Source organism: Streptomyces sp. PA03-1a, assembly GCF_033792805.1.
In the GTDB taxonomy this organism is placed as follows: domain Bacteria; phylum Actinomycetota; class Actinomycetes; order Streptomycetales; family Streptomycetaceae; genus Actinacidiphila.
In genome coordinates, this window is record NZ_JARAVO010000006.1 from 21870 (window position 1) to 38300 (window position 16431).

The 16431-nt window shown below is 68.9% G+C and carries 9 protein-coding genes; 1 reads left to right on the plus strand and 8 read right to left on the minus strand.

Going from position 1 to position 16431, the window contains the following annotated elements:
- Positions 1 to 8: 8 nt before the first annotated feature.
- Positions 9 to 1190: a S8 family peptidase gene (locus tag PV341_RS02350; RefSeq protein WP_500356539.1), complete on the minus strand. Its 1182-nt coding sequence runs from the start codon at positions 1188 to 1190 to the stop codon at positions 9 to 11.
- Positions 1191 to 1391: 201 nt separating this feature from the next.
- Between PV341_RS02350 and PV341_RS02355 the strand changes: the two genes are divergently transcribed.
- Positions 1392 to 3431 (plus strand): PIG-L family deacetylase, encoded by a 2040-nt coding sequence (locus tag PV341_RS02355; RefSeq protein ID WP_500328151.1) that lies wholly within the window; start codon positions 1392 to 1394, stop codon positions 3429 to 3431.
- 134 nt (positions 3432 to 3565) lie between these two features.
- Here PV341_RS02355 and tuf read toward each other — a convergent pair whose 3' ends face one another.
- The 7 genes from tuf to rpoB all read right to left on the minus strand — a co-directional run bounded on the left by tuf (position 3566) and on the right by rpoB (position 16335).
- Positions 3566 to 4759, minus strand: a complete 1194-nt coding sequence (tuf, locus tag PV341_RS02360; protein ID WP_018558866.1) for an elongation factor Tu — start codon at positions 4757 to 4759, stop codon at positions 3566 to 3568.
- Between the two features lie 160 nt (positions 4760 to 4919).
- Positions 4920 to 7049: an elongation factor G gene (gene fusA, locus PV341_RS02365; RefSeq protein ID WP_499513420.1), complete on the minus strand. Its 2130-nt coding sequence runs from the start codon at positions 7047 to 7049 to the stop codon at positions 4920 to 4922.
- A 42-nt stretch (positions 7050 to 7091) separates the two neighbouring features.
- A complete protein-coding gene (rpsG, locus tag PV341_RS02370; RefSeq protein ID WP_018558864.1) occupies positions 7092 to 7562 on the minus strand; it encodes a 30S ribosomal protein S7 in 471 nt (156 codons plus the stop codon).
- A gap of 2 nt (positions 7563 to 7564) precedes the next feature.
- Positions 7565 to 7936 carry a 30S ribosomal protein S12 gene (rpsL, locus tag PV341_RS02375; protein WP_014144289.1) on the minus strand — a complete coding sequence of 124 codons (372 nt, stop codon included), beginning with the start codon at positions 7934 to 7936 and terminating at the stop codon, positions 7565 to 7567.
- Positions 7937 to 8236: 300 nt separating this feature from the next.
- Complete coding sequence (locus PV341_RS02380; RefSeq protein WP_500328153.1) at positions 8237 to 8668, minus strand: DUF1707 and DUF4190 domain-containing protein; 432 nt, start codon at positions 8666 to 8668, stop codon at positions 8237 to 8239.
- A gap of 181 nt (positions 8669 to 8849) precedes the next feature.
- Complete coding sequence (locus PV341_RS02385) at positions 8850 to 12749, minus strand: DNA-directed RNA polymerase subunit beta' (protein ID WP_499513418.1); 3900 nt, start codon at positions 12747 to 12749, stop codon at positions 8850 to 8852.
- A gap of 97 nt (positions 12750 to 12846) precedes the next feature.
- On the minus strand, positions 12847 to 16335 hold the full coding sequence (gene rpoB, locus PV341_RS02390) for a DNA-directed RNA polymerase subunit beta (RefSeq protein ID WP_500328154.1): 3489 nt from the start codon (positions 16333 to 16335) through the stop codon (positions 12847 to 12849).
- Positions 16336 to 16431 lie beyond the last annotated feature (96 nt).

Genomic DNA, 16431 nt, shown 5'->3' on the forward strand with positions numbered 1-16431 from the left:
AACCCGGGTCACAGTCCGGATGTGTACACCAGCAGGCGCGGGGTGCCGGCCGGGGCGTCGACGGGCACGCCGGACGTGGCGTTGGCCAGCAGCCAGGAGGCGAGGAAGGACGTGGAGACGTCCCCGTACGTGTCCTTGTAGAGCGCCGCCACCCCCGTGACGTGCGGGGCGGCCATCGAGGTGCCGCTCATGCGGACCAGGCCGCCGCCCATGGCCGCGGAGGTGATCCCCGTCCCCGGGGCACTGATGTCCACGCAGCCGCCCCAGTTGCTGAAGGACGCCTTGCGGTCCGACTCGTCGATCGCGGCGACGGTGAACGCGCCGGGCGCCGCGGCCGGGGAGGCCTGGCAGGCGTCCTCGTCGGAGTTGCCGGCGGCGACGGCCGGGAAGACCCCCGCGGCCGCCAGGCCCTCCACCGCACGGTCGGCCGTCTCGCTGCGGGCGCCGCCGGTCGACAGGTTGGCGACCGCGGGCTTCACCGCGTGGGCGGCCACCCAGTTCATCCCGGCGACCACGGTGGCCACCGACCCACGGCCGTCGCAGCCCAGCACCCGCACCGAGACCAGCTTCGTCGCCCGGGCGACCCCGGTGGTGGCACCGCCGACCGTCCCGGCGACGTGCGTGCCGTGGCCGTTGCAGTCGGTGCCGTCCCGACCGTCCCCCACCGCGTCGAATCCGGGCACCGCCCGTCCCCCGAACTCGGCGTGCCCGAAGTCGATGCCGGTGTCGATGACGTACGAGGTGACCTTGGCTCCCGTCGCCCGCACGCTGAAGGCGCCGCCGTCGTGGGTCCGGTTGCCGATCCGGGTCAGGCCCCAGGACGTCTCGGCGGCGGCCGCGGCCACCTGCGTCGCCGGCTTCGGTGCCGCGACCTCGGCGTCCTGCTCCACGGCCTCCACCCCGGGCACCGCGCGCAGCCGGGAGACCTGGCCGTCGGTCAGCCGGGCGGCGAAGCCCACCAGCGCGCTGGTGAACGTGAACATCGGCTGCGCCTCGACGCTGCGCAGCACCGAGCCCGGGTCCGTACCCGGCCGCAGCATCACCAGGTACTGCCCGGTGATGCCCCCCTGCGCCGCCATCCGCAGCGGGGCCCCGGGCGGCTCCGGCGTCGCGGCGGCCCCGCCGAGGGCGGGCAGGACGGCCGTCAGGACCGCGGCGACGACCACTGCCCGGCGCTGGGACAGGCGCATGGCGGGCTCCTCGGGGGACTCGTACGGGTGTGCACCGAACGTCACAAGTCGTAACACCGAGTGGTCACCCGCTGCTCGCGCAGCGTGCCAATCGGGCGAGCGGGTGAGGGGACGCCCCGATGACGTACACGCGTCGCCCGAGTGGCGCACGTCGCGGCGGTGCCCCGCAACCTCCCGGGCGGAACGGCCCTCTAGCGTGGCGTGAAGATCGTCCCCACCCGTCGGCGCTTCCTCGCCGCGTTCGCCACCGGCTCCGCGGCCCTCGCCCTGGGCGGCTGCTCCCGGTCCGCGGGCCCGGCCACCGGTCCGGCGCCCGCCCCCCTGGCGTTCCGCGCCCCGGCGGGCGGGGCGCGGCTGTTCCAGGTGCTGGCGCACCCCGACGACGAGCTGTACTTCATGAACCCCGACACCGTGCAGGCCGTCGAGGCGGGCGTCCCCGTGGTGTCGGTCTACGTCACCGCGGGCGAGGCGCACGGGGTCAACCGCCCACCGGGACGGCCGCGTCCGGCCCCCGACAAGGCCGCCTACTCCGCCGCCCGTCACCAGGGCCTGCGGCAGGCGTACGCGGCGATGCTGGGCGCCGACATCTTCACGCCCTGGCGGCGCGGCACCACGCGGCTGGCCCACGGCATGACCGCCGAGGTCGACACGCTGCGCGTGGGCGACCGGGAAGCGGTGCTGGTCTTCCTCAACCTCGCCATGCACGGCACGACCGACAGGGTCGGGCTGCCGCAGCTGTGGCAGCTGCCCGGCATGACCCTGCCGACCTTCACCTCGGCGGGCTCACCGAACGCCGCCAGGGACACCTACACCCACGAGGTCCTGGTGGACGTGCTCGCCGGACTGCTGCGGCACCACCGGCCGACCCTCGTCCACACCCTCGACCCCGACCCGGACATGGAGGCCAACGCGGCCACCCGGCGACGGGACGTCGAGCAACTCGGCTACAGCGACCACTGGGACCACACCGCGACCGCGCTGTTCGCCTGGAAGGCGATCGCCCGCTACGCCGAGGACGTCGCCCGCAGCGAAGGCATCGCGCCCGCCTTCCTGACGACGGCCTACCGCGGCTACTACAACCACCACTGGCCCTACAACCTCCCGCCCGCGCTGCTGCGCCGGAAGGCCGGCTACCTCGCCCCGTACGGAGGCGCCCCGGACTGGCCGTGCGGCGACCCCTCCGGCTGCGGCGACTACCAGGTCGGCATGGGCAGACCGCTCGCCAACCGCAAGGGCTGGGTGCGCAGCACCCACTACCGCCACCCCGGCGCCCGCCTCGTACCGGGGACCGACGCGCAAGGGCGGCTGGTCGCCCACGGCGTGCTCGGCACACGCGCGGTGCGCTGGCGGGAGACCGCCCCCGGCAGCGGGCGCTGGGGCACGCCGCGGGACCTGGGCGGCGGACCGCTCGCCCCCGCGCTGAGCGTCGTCACCGACCCGGCCGGCGGCGGACCCCTGCTGTTCGCGCTGCGGTTCGCCGCCCTGGAGAGCGACCGGGCGGCCAACACCCGTGACGTCGTGGTGCTGGCGGAGGGCCGTGACTGGGTGGGACTGGGCTCGCCCGAGGACGACCCGGACCGGGGGCGCAGGATCGGCGTCCCCGTCGCGGTGGCCGCGCCGGACCGACGGGTGCACCTGTTCGTGCGCAACGCGGCCAAGGGCCTGAGCACGCGCGTACGGGAGCCCGACGGCACGTGGACCGGCTGGCAGGACCTGGGCGGCGGCGAGGTGCAGGACGGGCTGAGCGCGGTCGTGGACCGCGACGGGAGGGTGCACGTGTTCGCCGCCGGGCGGACCGCCGTGCACCACTGGTCCCAGGACGCGCCGGGCCGGCCGCTCCTCTGCCGCGTGCTGACCGCGCTGCCGGGGCCCGCCGACCCCCCGGCGGCCGCGGCGGAGCCCGACGGCTCGCTGTCCCTGGTCTACCGCCTGCCCGCGAGCGACGGACTCCTCGTCCACCGGCTCGGCGTGGTCAGGGCGGCGCTCGGGCCCGGCCGGCCGCGGCTCTTCGACGGTTACGGTCCCCTCGCCCAGGCCCACGGGCTGCTCGCCGGACGCGCCGCCGACGGTGCCGTCCACGTCGCCGGCCTCGCGCACCCGGCCGGCGCGCTGCGCCGGGGCGCCCCCGGGTACGGCTTCCCGGCCCTGCACACCCGCCCCGGGGCCCGGCCGGCCGTCGTGGGCTTCGGGACCGACGCCACGCCCTGGATCTGGCGGCCGGAGCTGCGCACCCCGGTCTAGCCCGCCGGCCCCCGGCGGCTTCCGGGCCCGGGCCCCGGAGCCCCCGAACGCCGAAGGCCCCGGCCCACCGCGTGAACGGTGGGCCGGGGCCCTCGTACAGCTCGCCTACGGCAAGCGGCAGATCGCCGGGATCCTTACTTCAGGATCTTGGTGACCTGGCCGGCGCCGACGGTCCGGCCACCCTCGCGGATGGCGAACTTCAGGCCCTCCTCCATGGCGATCGGCTGGATCAGCGCGACCGTCATGGCGGTGTTGTCGCCCGGCATGACCATCTCGGTGCCCTCGGGGAGGGTCACGACGCCGGTCACGTCCGTGGTACGGAAGTAGAACTGCGGGCGGTAGTTGTTGAAGAACGGGGTGTGACGGCCACCCTCGTCCTTCGACAGGATGTAGGCCTGGGCCTCGAAGTCGGTGTGCGGCGTGACCGTACCCGGCTTGATGATGACCTGGCCGCGCTCGACGTCCTCGCGCTTGATGCCGCGGAGCAGCAGACCGACGTTCTCACCGGCCTGGCCCTCGTCGAGCAGCTTGCGGAACATCTCGATGCCGGTGACCGTGGTGGTGGTCTTCTCGGTCTTGATGCCGATGATGTCGACGGTCTCGTTGACCTTGAGGATGCCGCGCTCGATACGACCGGTGACGACGGTGCCACGACCGGTGATCGTGAAGACGTCCTCGATCGGCATCAGGAACGGCTTGTCGACGTCGCGCTCGGGGGTGGGGACGGACTCGTCCACGGCCTTCATCAGGCCGAGGAGCTTCTCGCCCCACTCCTTGTCGCCCTCCAGCGCCTTCAGCGCGGAGACGCGGACGACCGGCAGGTCGTCGCCCGGGAACTCGTACTCGGAGAGCAGCTCACGGACCTCGAGCTCGACGAGCTCCAGGATCTCCTCGTCGTCCACCATGTCGGCCTTGTTCAGGGCGACGACGATGTAGGGAACGCCGACCTGGCGGGCCAGGAGCACGTGCTCCTTGGTCTGCGGCATCGGACCGTCGGTGGCGGCGACCACGAGGATGGCGCCGTCCATCTGCGCGGCACCGGTGATCATGTTCTTGATGTAGTCCGCGTGACCCGGGCAGTCGACGTGCGCGTAGTGACGCGCGTCCGTCTGGTACTCGACGTGCGCGATGGAGATGGTGATACCGCGCTGCCGCTCCTCCGGCGCCTTGTCGATCTGGTCGAACGGCGTGAAGGGGTTCAGGTCCGGGTACGCGTCGTGCAGCACCTTGGTGATCGCAGCGGTAAGAGTGGTCTTACCGTGGTCGATGTGACCGATGGTGCCGATGTTGACGTGCGGCTTAGTCCGCTCGAACTTCGCCTTCGCCACTGGGGTCCTCCTGTGGAGTTGCTGTACGCCTTACTTCATCGGCGCCAGGGTGATCTTTGCTGGGTTACGGGCGGCCGGGGCATCCGACGCTCCCCTTGCGGTTCGCGGCGGAATGCCCCCAAGCCTCCCGGTCAAGCCTAGTGCGGGAACAACTGCTGGGTTACTCGCCCTTGGCCTTCGCGATGATCTCCTCGGCGACGTTCTTGGGAACCTCGGCGTAGGAGTCGAACTGCATCGAGTAGCTCGCGCGACCCGACGTCTTGCTGCGGAGGTCGCCGACGTAGCCGAACATCTCCGACAGCGGTACCAGGCCCTTGACGACCCGGGCACCACTGCGCTCCTCCATGGCCTGGATCTGGCCACGGCGGGAGTTGAGGTCGCCGATGACGTCGCCCATGGACTCCTCGGGCGTGGTGACCTCGACGGCCATCATCGGCTCGAGGAGGACGGGGCTCGCCTTGCGGGCGCCCTCCTTGAAGGCCTGCGAACCGGCGATCTTGAACGCCAGCTCGGAGGAGTCGACCTCGTGGTAGCCACCGTCGAGAAGGGTGACGCGGACGCCGACCATCTCGTAGCCGGCCAGGATGCCGAACTTCATGGCCTCCTGGGCACCGGAGTCCACCGACGGGATGTACTCGCGGGGGATGCGGCCACCGGTGACCTTGTTGACGAACTCGTAGGAGGCGTCTCCGCCCTCCAGCGGCTCCAGCGAGATCTGCACCTTCGCGAACTGGCCGGTACCGCCGGTCTGCTTCTTGTGCGTGTAGTCGATCCGCTCGACCGCCTTGCGGATGGTCTCGCGGTAGGCGACCTGGGGCTTGCCCACGTTCGCCTCGACCTTGAACTCGCGCTTCATGCGGTCGACCAGCACCTCGAGGTGCAGTTCGCCCATGCCGCCGATGATCGTCTGGCCGGTCTCCTCGTCCGAGTGGACCTGGAAGGAGGGGTCCTCCTCCGAGAGGCGCTGGATGGCGACACCCAGCTTCTCCTGGTCGCCCTTGGACTTGGGCTCGATCGCGACCTGGATGACCGGAGCCGGGAAGTCCATGGACTCCAGGATCACCGGGTTCTTGTCGTCGGACAGCGTCTCACCGGTGGTGGTCTGCTTCAGGCCCATGACGGCGACGATGTCGCCGGCGCCCACCGAGTCGATCTCCTCACGCTTGTTCGCGTGCATGCGGTAGATCTTGCCGATGCGCTCCTTCTTGCCCTTGACGGAGTTCAGCACGGAGCTGCCGGACTCCAGGCGGCCCGAGTACACCCGGACGAAGGTGAGCTTGCCGAGGTGCGGGTCGCTCATGATCTTGAACGCGAGGCCGGAGAAGGGCTCGTCGTCCGAGGGCTTGCGCTTGATGATCTGCTCGGCGTCGCCGACGGCGTGGCCCTCGATGGCCTCGACGTCCAGCGGCGAGGGCAGGTACCGCACGACCGCGTCGAGCAGGGGCTGGACGCCCTTGTTCTTGAACGCGGTTCCGCAGAACACCGGGGTGACGGTGACGGAGCCCGCGCCGCCCTTGGAGGCGAGGGTGATGCGGCGGATGGCCGCCATCAGCTGCTCCTGGCTGGGCTCGGTGCCCTCCAGGTACAGCTCCATCATCTCTTCGTCGTTCTCGGCGACGGCCTCGAGCAGCTTGCCGCGCCACTCGTCGGCGGCCTCGGTGTGGGTGTCGGGGATGTCGACGACGTCGTACATCTCGCCCTTGGTGGCCTCGGCGGACCACACGAGGGCCTTCATCTGGACGAGGTCGACCACGCCCTTGAAGTCGGCCTCGGCACCGATCGGCAGCTGCATGACCAGCGGAACCGCACCGAGGCGGTCCACGATCATGTCGACGCAGCGGTGGAACTCGGCGCCGGTGCGGTCGAGCTTGTTGACGAAGCAGATGCGCGGCACACCGTAGCGGTCCGCCTGACGCCAGACGGTCTCGGACTGCGGCTCGACACCGGCGACACCGTCGAACACCGTCACGGCACCGTCGAGCACGCGCAGCGAGCGCTCCACCTCGACGGTGAAGTCGACGTGACCCGGGGTGTCGATGATGTTGATGGTGTGGTCGACGTTCTCCAGCGGCCAGTGGCAGGTCGTCGCGGCCGACGTGATCGTGATGCCGCGCTCCTGCTCCTGCTCCATCCAGTCCATGGTGGCAGCGCCGTCGTGGACTTCGCCGATCTTGTACGAGACACCGGTGTAGAACAGGATCCGCTCGGTGGTCGTCGTCTTGCCCGCGTCGATGTGGGCCATGATCCCGATGTTGCGGACCCTGGCCAGGTCAAGTGAAGTGGTAGCCATAAGGCTTCAGTCTTCTCTCGGTTCTCTCGATGGGGGCGCGGACTACCAGCGGTAGTGCGCGAAGGCCTTGTTGGACTCGGCCATCTTGTGGGTGTCCTCGCGACGCTTCACCGCGGCGCCCAGACCGTTGCTGGCGTCCATCAGCTCGTTCATCAGACGCTCGGTCATGGTCTTCTCGCGGCGGGCGCGGGAGTAACCCACCAGCCAGCGCAGCGCCAGGGTGTTGGCGCGGCCGGGGCGGACCTCGATCGGCACCTGGTAGGTCGCGCCACCGACACGGCGGGACTTGACCTCGAGGGAGGGCTTGACGTTCTCCAGGGCGCGCTTGAGCGTGATGACCGGGTCCTGCCCGGTCTTCTCGCGCAGGCCCTCGAGGGCGCCGTACACGATGCGCTCGGCGGTGGAGCGCTTGCCGTGCAGCAGGATCTTGTTGACGAGCGACGTCACCAGAGGAGAACCGTAGACCGGGTCGATGATGACCGGGCGCTTCGGGGCGGGGCCCTTACGAGGCATTCTTACTTCTCCTTCTTGGCGCCGTAGCGGCTGCGGGCCTGCTTGCGGTTCTTGACACCCTGGGTGTCGAGCGAGCCGCGGATGATCTTGTAGCGAACACCCGGCAGGTCCTTCACACGGCCACCACGCACGAGCACGATGGAGTGCTCCTGCAGGTTGTGACCCTCACCCGGGATGTAAGCGGTGACCTCGATGCCGCTGGTCAGTCGCACACGCGCGACCTTGCGCAGGGCAGAGTTCGGCTTCTTCGGGGTGGTCGTGTAGACGCGCGTGCAGACGCCGCGGCGCTGAGGGGAACCCTTCAGTGCGGGCGTCTTGTTCTTCTCGACCTTGTCCTGCCGGCCCTTTCGGACCAGCTGCTGGATCGTAGGCACCGTTTCTCCGGTTTCTGTGTGCCGACTCGATACTTCTAACCTGGGGTTTCAGCGGCTCACGCCGACCCACGCGGTCGGGTGTGTCGCGCACCTCATACGATTTCCGCCGAAGCGAAACCGCATATTTGTCGGTGTATCGGCCTCGGTGTCCCGCACGGACAAGTGCACGCACGAGAACCCGGGCACACCCCAGGCACAAGGTCAGAGCGTACCCAGCGCCCAGCCTTCGGTCAAAACATATGGTCTCGGCCGATGCCGCACCCTCCCGCCGGGCCCCGCGGGGAGCTCGCGAGAACGCACTCAGCCGTGACTGACCGCCACTACCACCATAACGACGATCGCCGTGATCGCGACCGTGAACGCGGTCAGAAGGTACCCCATCACCAGTCCGCACACCGCGAGCGCGTCGCCCCGCTCGCCCGTGCGCCGGATCTCCCGGCGCGCCATGTGCCCCAGCACCACGGCCGGTATCCCGGGGATCACCAGTCCGAACATGCCCACCGCACCGCAGACCAGCGAGGCGACCGCCTTGGCGTTGACCGGCGGCGGAGGCGCGGGGAGCCGGCGTGGGCGCGGGATGTCCGCGGTGAGCCCATACAGCTCCTGGTACGTCACCGCCTGGTAGGCCAGCCCGACCCGGTCCTCGAACTCCGGCTGGGTCAACCGCCCTTCGGTGAACGCAGCCTTGAGCACGTCCACCGTACGCTCGCGATCATCGTTCGCAGCCCGCATCGCTCCATTATGCCCGGAAAACCACGTTCCCAGGACGCCCCGTCACACGGTCGGCCGGTCCGTGCCGCCCCTCCCCCGCCCGTACCGCCCTGGAAGGCCCCCACAGGCCCGTCCAGGGCGGCACAAAGCCGCTGGGCGGCCACCCCGAGGGATGGCCGCCCAGCGGCTTCGAGCGGACGACTCAGCCGTTGTACGGGCCGTAGTCGTAGTCCTCCAGCGGGACGGCCTGGCCGGAGCCGGTGCCGAACGGGCTGTAGTCGATGTCGTCGTAGCCGACGGCCGAGTACATCGCGGCCTTGGCCTCCTCGGTCGGCTCGACCCGGATGTTGCGGTAGCGGGACAGACCCGTACCGGCCGGGATGAGCTTACCGATGATGACGTTCTCCTTGAGGCCCAGCAGCGAGTCGGACTTGGCGTGGATCGCCGCGTCGGTGAGGACCCGGGTCGTCTCCTGGAAGGAGGCGGCCGACAGCCAGGACTCGGTGGCCAGCGAGGCCTTGGTGATACCCATCAGCTGCGGACGGCCGGAGGCCGGGTGGCCACCCTCCGCCACGACCCGACGGTTCTCGGTCTCGAAGCGGCCGCGCTCGACCAGCTCGCCCGGCAGCAGCTCCGCGTCGCCGGACTCGATGATCGTCACCCGGCGGAGCATCTGCCGGATGATGATCTCGATGTGCTTGTCGTGGATCGACACACCCTGCGAGTTGTAGACCTTCTGGACCTCCCCGACCAGGTGGACCTGGACGGCCCGCTGACCCAGGATGCGCAGCACGTCGTGCGGGTTGGTGGCACCCACGGTCAGCTTCTCGCCGACCTCGACGTGGTCGCCCTCGCCCACCAGCAGCCGGGCACGCTTGGAGATCGGGTAGGCGATCTCCTCGGCACCGTCGTCCGGGGTGATGACGATCTTCTTGGTCTTCTCGGTCTCCTCGATCCGGATGCGGCCCGCCGCCTCCGAGATCGGGGCGACACCCTTGGGGGTACGCGCCTCGAAGAGCTCGACGACACGCGGCAGACCCTGCGTGATGTCGTCACCGGCCACACCACCGGTGTGGAAGGTACGCATCGTCAGCTGGGTGCCGGGCTCACCGATGGACTGGGCGGCGATGATGCCGACCGCCTCACCGATGTCCACCAGCTTGCCGGTCGCGAGCGAACGGCCGTAGCACATCGCGCAGGTGCCCACCGCGGACTCGCAGGTCAGGACCGAGCGGGTCTTGACCTCCTCGACGCCGTTGTGGATGAGCTGCTCGATGAGCACGTCGCCCAGGTCGGTGCCGGCGGTGGCCAGCACCTTGCCGTCCACCACGACGTCCTCGGCGAGGCAGCGCGCGTACACGCTGGTCTCGACGTCGTCCGTCTTGCGCAGCGAACCGTCCTCGGAGCGCTCGGCGATCGCCAGCTTGAGGCCGCGCTCGGTGCCGCAGTCCTCCTCGCGGATGATGACGTCCTGGGAGACGTCGACCAGACGACGCGTCAGGTAACCGGAGTCGGCGGTACGCAGAGCGGTGTCCGCGAGACCCTTACGGGCACCGTGGGTGGAGATGAAGTACTCCAGCACGGTGAGACCCTCGCGGAACGACGCCTTGATCGGCCGCGGGATGGTCTCGTTCTTCGCGTTGGACACCAGGCCACGCATACCCGCGATCTGACGCATCTGCATCATGTTTCCGCGGGCACCCGAGTCGACCATCATGAAGATCGGGTTGGTCTTCGGGAAGTTCGCGTTCATCGCCTCGGCGACCTCGTTGGTCGCCTTGGTCCAGATCGCGATGAGCTCCTGCGTGCGCTCGTCCTTGGTGATCAGACCGCGCTCGTACTGCTTCTGGACCTTCTCGTCCTGAGCCTCGTAGCCCGCGATGATGGCCTTCTTGGCCTCGGGCACGACGACGTCGGAGATGGCCACGGTGACACCGGAACGGGTCGCCCAGTGGAAACCGGACGCCTTCAGGTTGTCGAGCGTCGCCGCCACGATGACCTTCGGGTACCGCTCGGCGAGATCGTTGACGATCTCGGAGAGCTGCTTCTTGCCCACCGGGTAGTCCACGAACGGGTAGTCCTCGGGCAGCAGCTCGTTGAAGAGCGCACGGCCCAGGGTCGTGTTCAGCCGGAAGGAGTCGCCCAGCTGCCAGGGCTCCTCGCCCTCGACGTCCGCCGGCGGGGTCCAGCCACGCGGCGGGACGGTGCCGATCGGGAACCGGATGTCGATCCGCGACTGGAGCGAGAGCTCGCGCGCGTCGAAGGCCATGATCGCCTCGGCGGTCGAGCCGAACGCCCGGCCCTCACCCCGGAGCTCGCGCTCCTCCGCGTCCGTGGTGAGGAAGAACAGACCCAGGACCATGTCCTGCGTCGGCATCGTCACCGGACGGCCGTCGGCGGGCTTGAGGATGTTGTTCGAGGACAGCATCAGGATGCGGGCCTCGGCCTGCGCCTCCGCGGACAGCGGCAGGTGCACGGCCATCTGGTCGCCGTCGAAGTCCGCGTTGAACGCGGTGCAGACGAGCGGGTGGATCTGGATGGCCTTGCCCTCGACCAGCTGCGGCTCGAAGGCCTGGATGCCGAGGCGGTGCAGGGTCGGCGCACGGTTCAGCAGCACCGGGTGCTCGGCGATGACCTCTTCGAGCACGTCGTACACGACCGTGCGGCCGCGCTCGACCATGCGCTTGGCCGACTTGATGTTCTGCGCGTGGTTCAGGTCCACCAGGCGCTTCATCACGAACGGCTTGAAGAGCTCCAGCGCCATGGCCTTGGGCAGACCGCACTGGTGCAGCTTGAGCTGCGGGCCGACGACGATGACCGAACGGGCCGAGTAGTCGACGCGCTTGCCGAGCAGGTTCTGGCGGAACCGGCCCTGCTTGCCCTTGAGCATGTCGGACAGCGACTTCAGCGGACGGTTGCCGGGGCCCGTGACCGGGCGACCACGACGGCCGTTGTCGAAGAGCGCGTCGACGGCCTCCTGGAGCATGCGCTTCTCGTTGTTCACGATGATCTCGGGGGCACCGAGGTCGAGGAGGCGCTTGAGGCGGTTGTTGCGGTTGATGACGCGGCGGTACAGGTCGTTCAGGTCGGAGGTCGCGAAGCGGCCACCGTCCAGCTGCACCATCGGACGCAGGTCCGGCGGGATCACCGGGACGCAGTCCAGCACCATGCCCTGGGGCTTGTTGGTGGTCTGCAGGAACGCGGAGACGACCTTGAGGCGCTTGAGCGCACGGGTCTTCTTCTGGCCCTTGCCGGTACGGATGATCTCGCGGAGCTTGGCGGCCTCCTCGTCCAGGTCGAAGGACTCCAGGCGCTTCTGCAGCGCCGCGGCACCCATCGAACCCTGGAAGTAGGTGCCGAAGCGCTCCCGCAGCTCGCGGTAGAGCAGCTCGTCACCCTCCAGGTCCTGGACCTTGAGGTTCTTGAAGCGGGACCACACCTCGTCGAGCCGGTCCAGCTCGCGCTGGGCGCGGTCGCGCAGCTGCTTCATCTCCCGCTCGGCGCCCTCGCGCACCTTGCGGCGCACGTCGGACTTGGCGCCCTCGGCCTCCAGCTCGCCGAGGTCGGCCTCGAGCTTCTTCTGCCGGGACTCGATGTCGGAGTCACGGCGCTGCTCGATCTGCTGACGCTCGACGGAGACCTGGGCCTCCAGCGAGGGCAGGTCGCGGGTACGACGCTCGTCGTCCACCCACGTGATCATGTAGGCGGCGAAGTAGATGACCTTCTCGAGGTCCTTCGGGGCGAGGTCGAGCAGGTAGCCCAGCCGCGACGGAACGCCCTTGAAGTACCAGATGTGGGTCACGGGGGCGGCCAGCTCGATGTGGCCCATCCGCTCACGACGCACCTTGGCGCGAGTGACCTCGACGCCGCAGCGCTCACAGATGATGCCCTTGAAGCGGACACGCTTGTACTTGCCGCAGTAGCACTCCCAGTCCCGGGTGGGGCCGAAGATCTTCTCGCAGAAGAGTCCGTCCTTCTCGGGCTTCAGGGTGCGGTAGTTGATGGTCTCAGGCTTCTTGACCTCGCCATGGGACCACTGTCGGATGTCGTCCGCGGTCGCAAGGCCGATCCGCAGCTCGTCGAAGAAGTTGACGTCGAGCACTTTGTCGTCAATCCCTCTTTCGGGGTCGAAAGTCAAACATGTCTGAACGGTCCGGGGGAGGCGGGGAGCTGCTCACGGCAGCTCCCCGGCCGGCCCGTCAGACCTCTTCGACGCTGCTCGGCTCGCGCCGGGACAGGTCGATACCGAGCTCCTCCGCCGCGCGGAAGACGTCCTCGTCCGTGTCGCGCATCTCGATGGACATGCCGTCCGAGGACAGCACCTCCACGTTGAGGCAGAGCGACTGCATTTCCTTGATGAGCACCTTGAAGGACTCGGGAATGCCCGGCTCGGGGATGTTCTCGCCCTTGACGATCGCCTCGTAGACCTTCACGCGGCCCAGGACGTCGTCGGACTTGATGGTGAGGAGTTCCTGCAGCGCGTAGGCCGCGCCGTACGCCTCAAGGGCCCACACCTCCATCTCACCGAAGCGCTGACCACCGAACTGCGCCTTACCACCCAGCGGCTGCTGGGTGATCATCGAGTACGGACCGGTGGAACGGGCGTGCAGCTTGTCGTCCACCAGGTGGTGCAGCTTGAGGATGTACATGTAGCCGACCGAGATCGGGTCCGGGAACGGCTCGCCGGAGCGGCCGTCGAAGAGCCGGGCCTTGCCGGAGGGCAGCACCAGGCGCTGGCCGTCGCGGTTCGGGATCGTGGCCTCGAAGAGACCGGCGATCTCGTCCTCGCGGGCACCGTCGAACACCGGGGTGGCGACGTTGGTGCCGGCCTCCACCTGGTCGGCGCCGATCGCCGTGAGGCGCTGCGCCCACTCGTCGCCGATGCCGGAGACGTCCCAGCCCTGGGCGGCGAGCCAGCCGAGGTGGATCTCCAGGACCTGTCCCGGGTTCATCCGGGACGGGACACCCAGAGGGTTGAGGATGATGTCGACCGCGGTGCCGTCCTCCAGGAACGGCATGTCCTCGATCGGCAGGATCTTGGAGATGACGCCCTTGTTGCCGTGGCGGCCGGCGAGCTTGTCACCGTCGGTGATCTTGCGCTTCTGTGCCACGTAGACGCGGACCAGCTGGTTCACGCCGGGCGGCAGCTCGTCGCCCTCCTCGCGGTCGAAGACGCGCACGCCGATGACCTTGCCGGTCTCGCCGTGTGGCACCTTCAGCGAGGTGTCACGGACCTCACGGGCCTTCTCGCCGAAGATCGCGCGCAGCAGGCGCTCCTCCGGGGTCAGCTCGGTCTCGCCCTTCGGGGTGACCTTGCCGACCAGGATGTCGCCGGCGACGACCTCGGCACCGATGCGGATGATGCCGCGCTCGTCGAGGTCGGCCAGGACCTCCTCGGAGACGTTCGGGATGTCCCGGGTGATCTCCTCGGGGCCGAGCTTGGTGTCACGGGCGTCGACCTCGTGCTCCTCGATGTGGATCGAGGAGAGGACGTCGTCCTGCACCAGACGCTGGCTGAGGATGATCGCGTCCTCGTAGTTGTGGCCCTCCCACGGCATGAACGCCACCAGGAGGTTCTTGCCCAGCGCCATCTCACCACGCTCGGTGGACGGGCCGTCGGCAAGCACCTGGCCGGCGATCACGCGGGCGCCCTCGTCCACGACGACCTTCTGGTTGAAGGACGTGCCCTGGTTCGAGCGGGAGAACTTGGCGACCCGGTAGGTGTTGTAGGTGCCGTCGTCGTTGGCGACGGTGACGTAGTCCGCGGAGACCTCCTGGACCACACCGTCCTTGTCGGCCTTGATGACGTCACCGGCGTCGACCGCGCAGCGGTACTCCATGCCGGTGCCGACCAGCGGGGCCTGCGCCTTGAGCAGCGGCACGGCCTGGCGCATCATGTTCGATCCCATGAGCGCGCGGTTGGCGTCGTCGTGCTCGAGGAACGGGATCATGGCGGTCGCGACCGACACCATCTGGCGCGGCGAGACGTCCATGTAGTCGACGTCCTCACCGGGGACGTAGTCGATCTCGCCACCACGGCGGCGCACCAGGACGCGCGACTCCGCGAAGCGGTTGTCGTCGGTCAGCGGGGCGTTCGCCTGGGCGATGACGAAGCGGTCCTCCTCGTCGGCCGTGAGGAAGTTGACCTCGTCGGTGACGACACCGTTCTCGTCGACCTTGCGGTACGGGGTCTCCACGAAACCGAACGCGTTGACCCGGCCGTAGGAGGCCAGCGAGCCGATCAGACCGATGTTCGGGCCTTCGGGGGTCTCGATCGGGCACATGCGTCCGTAGTGGGACGGGTGCACGTCACGGACCTCGAAGCCGGCCCGCTCACGGGACAGACCACCGGGGCCCAGCGCGGACAGACGGCGCTTGTGGGTCAGGCCCGACAGCGGGTTCGTCTGGTCCATGAACTGGGACAGCTGGCTGGTGCCGAAGAACTCCTTGATGGAGGCGACGACCGGCCGGATGTTGATCAGGGTCTGCGGCGTGATCGCCTCGACGTCCTGGGTGGTCATCCGCTCGCGGACGACACGCTCCATACGGGCCAGACCCGTACGGACCTGGTTCTGGATGAGCTCGCCGACGTTGCGCAGACGACGGTTGCCGAAGTGGTCGATGTCGTCGACCTCGACGACCACGGAGGAACCGTTGTCGCCGGTGGTCTCGGTCTCGCCCGCGTGCAGCTTGACCAGGTACTTGATCGCCGAGATGACGTCCTCGACGGTCAGCACGCCGGCGTCGAGCGGCGCGTCGGCACCCAGCTTCTTGTTGATCTTGTAGCGGCCGACCTTGGCCAGGTCGTAGCGCTTGGGGTTGAAGTAGAGGTTCTCCAGCAGCGTCTGCGCGGCCTCACGGGTCGGCGGCTCGCCCGGACGCAGCTTGCGGTAGATGTCCAGCAGCGCGTCGTCCTGGCCCTGGGTGTGGTCCTTCTCCAGGGTGGCGCGCATGGACTCGTACTCGCCGAACTCCTCGAGGATCTGCTCGGTGGTCCAGCCGAGCGCCTTCAGGAGGACGGTCACGGACTGCTTGCGCTTGCGGTCGATGCGGACACCGACCATGTCGCGCTTGTCGATCTCCATCTCCAGCCAGGCACCACGGGAGGGGATGACCTTGGCGGAGTAGATGTCCTTGTCGGACGTCTTGTCGATCTGGCTGTCGAAGTAGACACCCGGCGAGCGCACCAGCTGGGACACCACGACACGCTCGGTGCCGTTGATGACGAAGGTGCCCTTGTTGGTCATGAGCGGGAAGTCGCCCATGAAGACCGTCTGGGACTTGATCTCGCCGGTCTCGTTGTTGGTGAACTCGGCCGTGACGAAGAGCGGGGCCGCGTACGTGAAGTCGCGCTCCTTGCACTCGTCGATCGAGTTCTTCGGAGGCTCGAAACGGTGGTCGCGGAAGGTCAGCGACATCGACCCGGAGAAGTCCTCGATCGGCGAGATCTCCTCGAAGATCTCCTCCAGACCGGACTTGGTGGGGACGTCCTGGCCACTGTCCAGGGCCGCCTCGACGCGAGCCTTCCAGGCGGCGTTGCCGAGGAGCCAGTCAAAGCTCTCGGTCTGCAGCGCGAGGAGGTTCGGGACCTCGAGGGGCTCCTTGATCTTCGCGAAAGAGATGCGCAGCGGGGCGGTGCTTGCGCCGTTGTTCGAATTGGCAGTCGAGGCGTTGCGCGAGGCGGCCAAGAGGGGGTCCTTCCGAGGGCTCGGACTCACTACGCGCGTACCGGCTTCCGCCCCCGGGCGCAGACAAGGAGGCCCTGGTCAGGACGGTTCCTCATG

What these genes read in the sequence shown, in the direction of transcription:
- PV341_RS02350 (WP_500356539.1), bottom strand. Translation starts at nt 1,190, where the DNA reads ATGCGCCTGTCCCAGCGCCGGGCAGTGGTCGTCGCCGCGGTCCTGACG.
- rpsG (WP_018558864.1), bottom strand. Translation starts at nt 7,562, where the DNA reads ATGCCTCGTAAGGGCCCCGCCCCGAAGCGCCCGGTCATCATCGACCCG.
- PV341_RS02380 (WP_500328153.1), bottom strand. Translation starts at nt 8,668, where the DNA reads ATGCGGGCTGCGAACGATGATCGCGAGCGTACGGTGGACGTGCTCAAG.
- fusA (WP_499513420.1), bottom strand. Translation starts at nt 7,049, where the DNA reads ATGGCTACCACTTCACTTGACCTGGCCAGGGTCCGCAACATCGGGATC.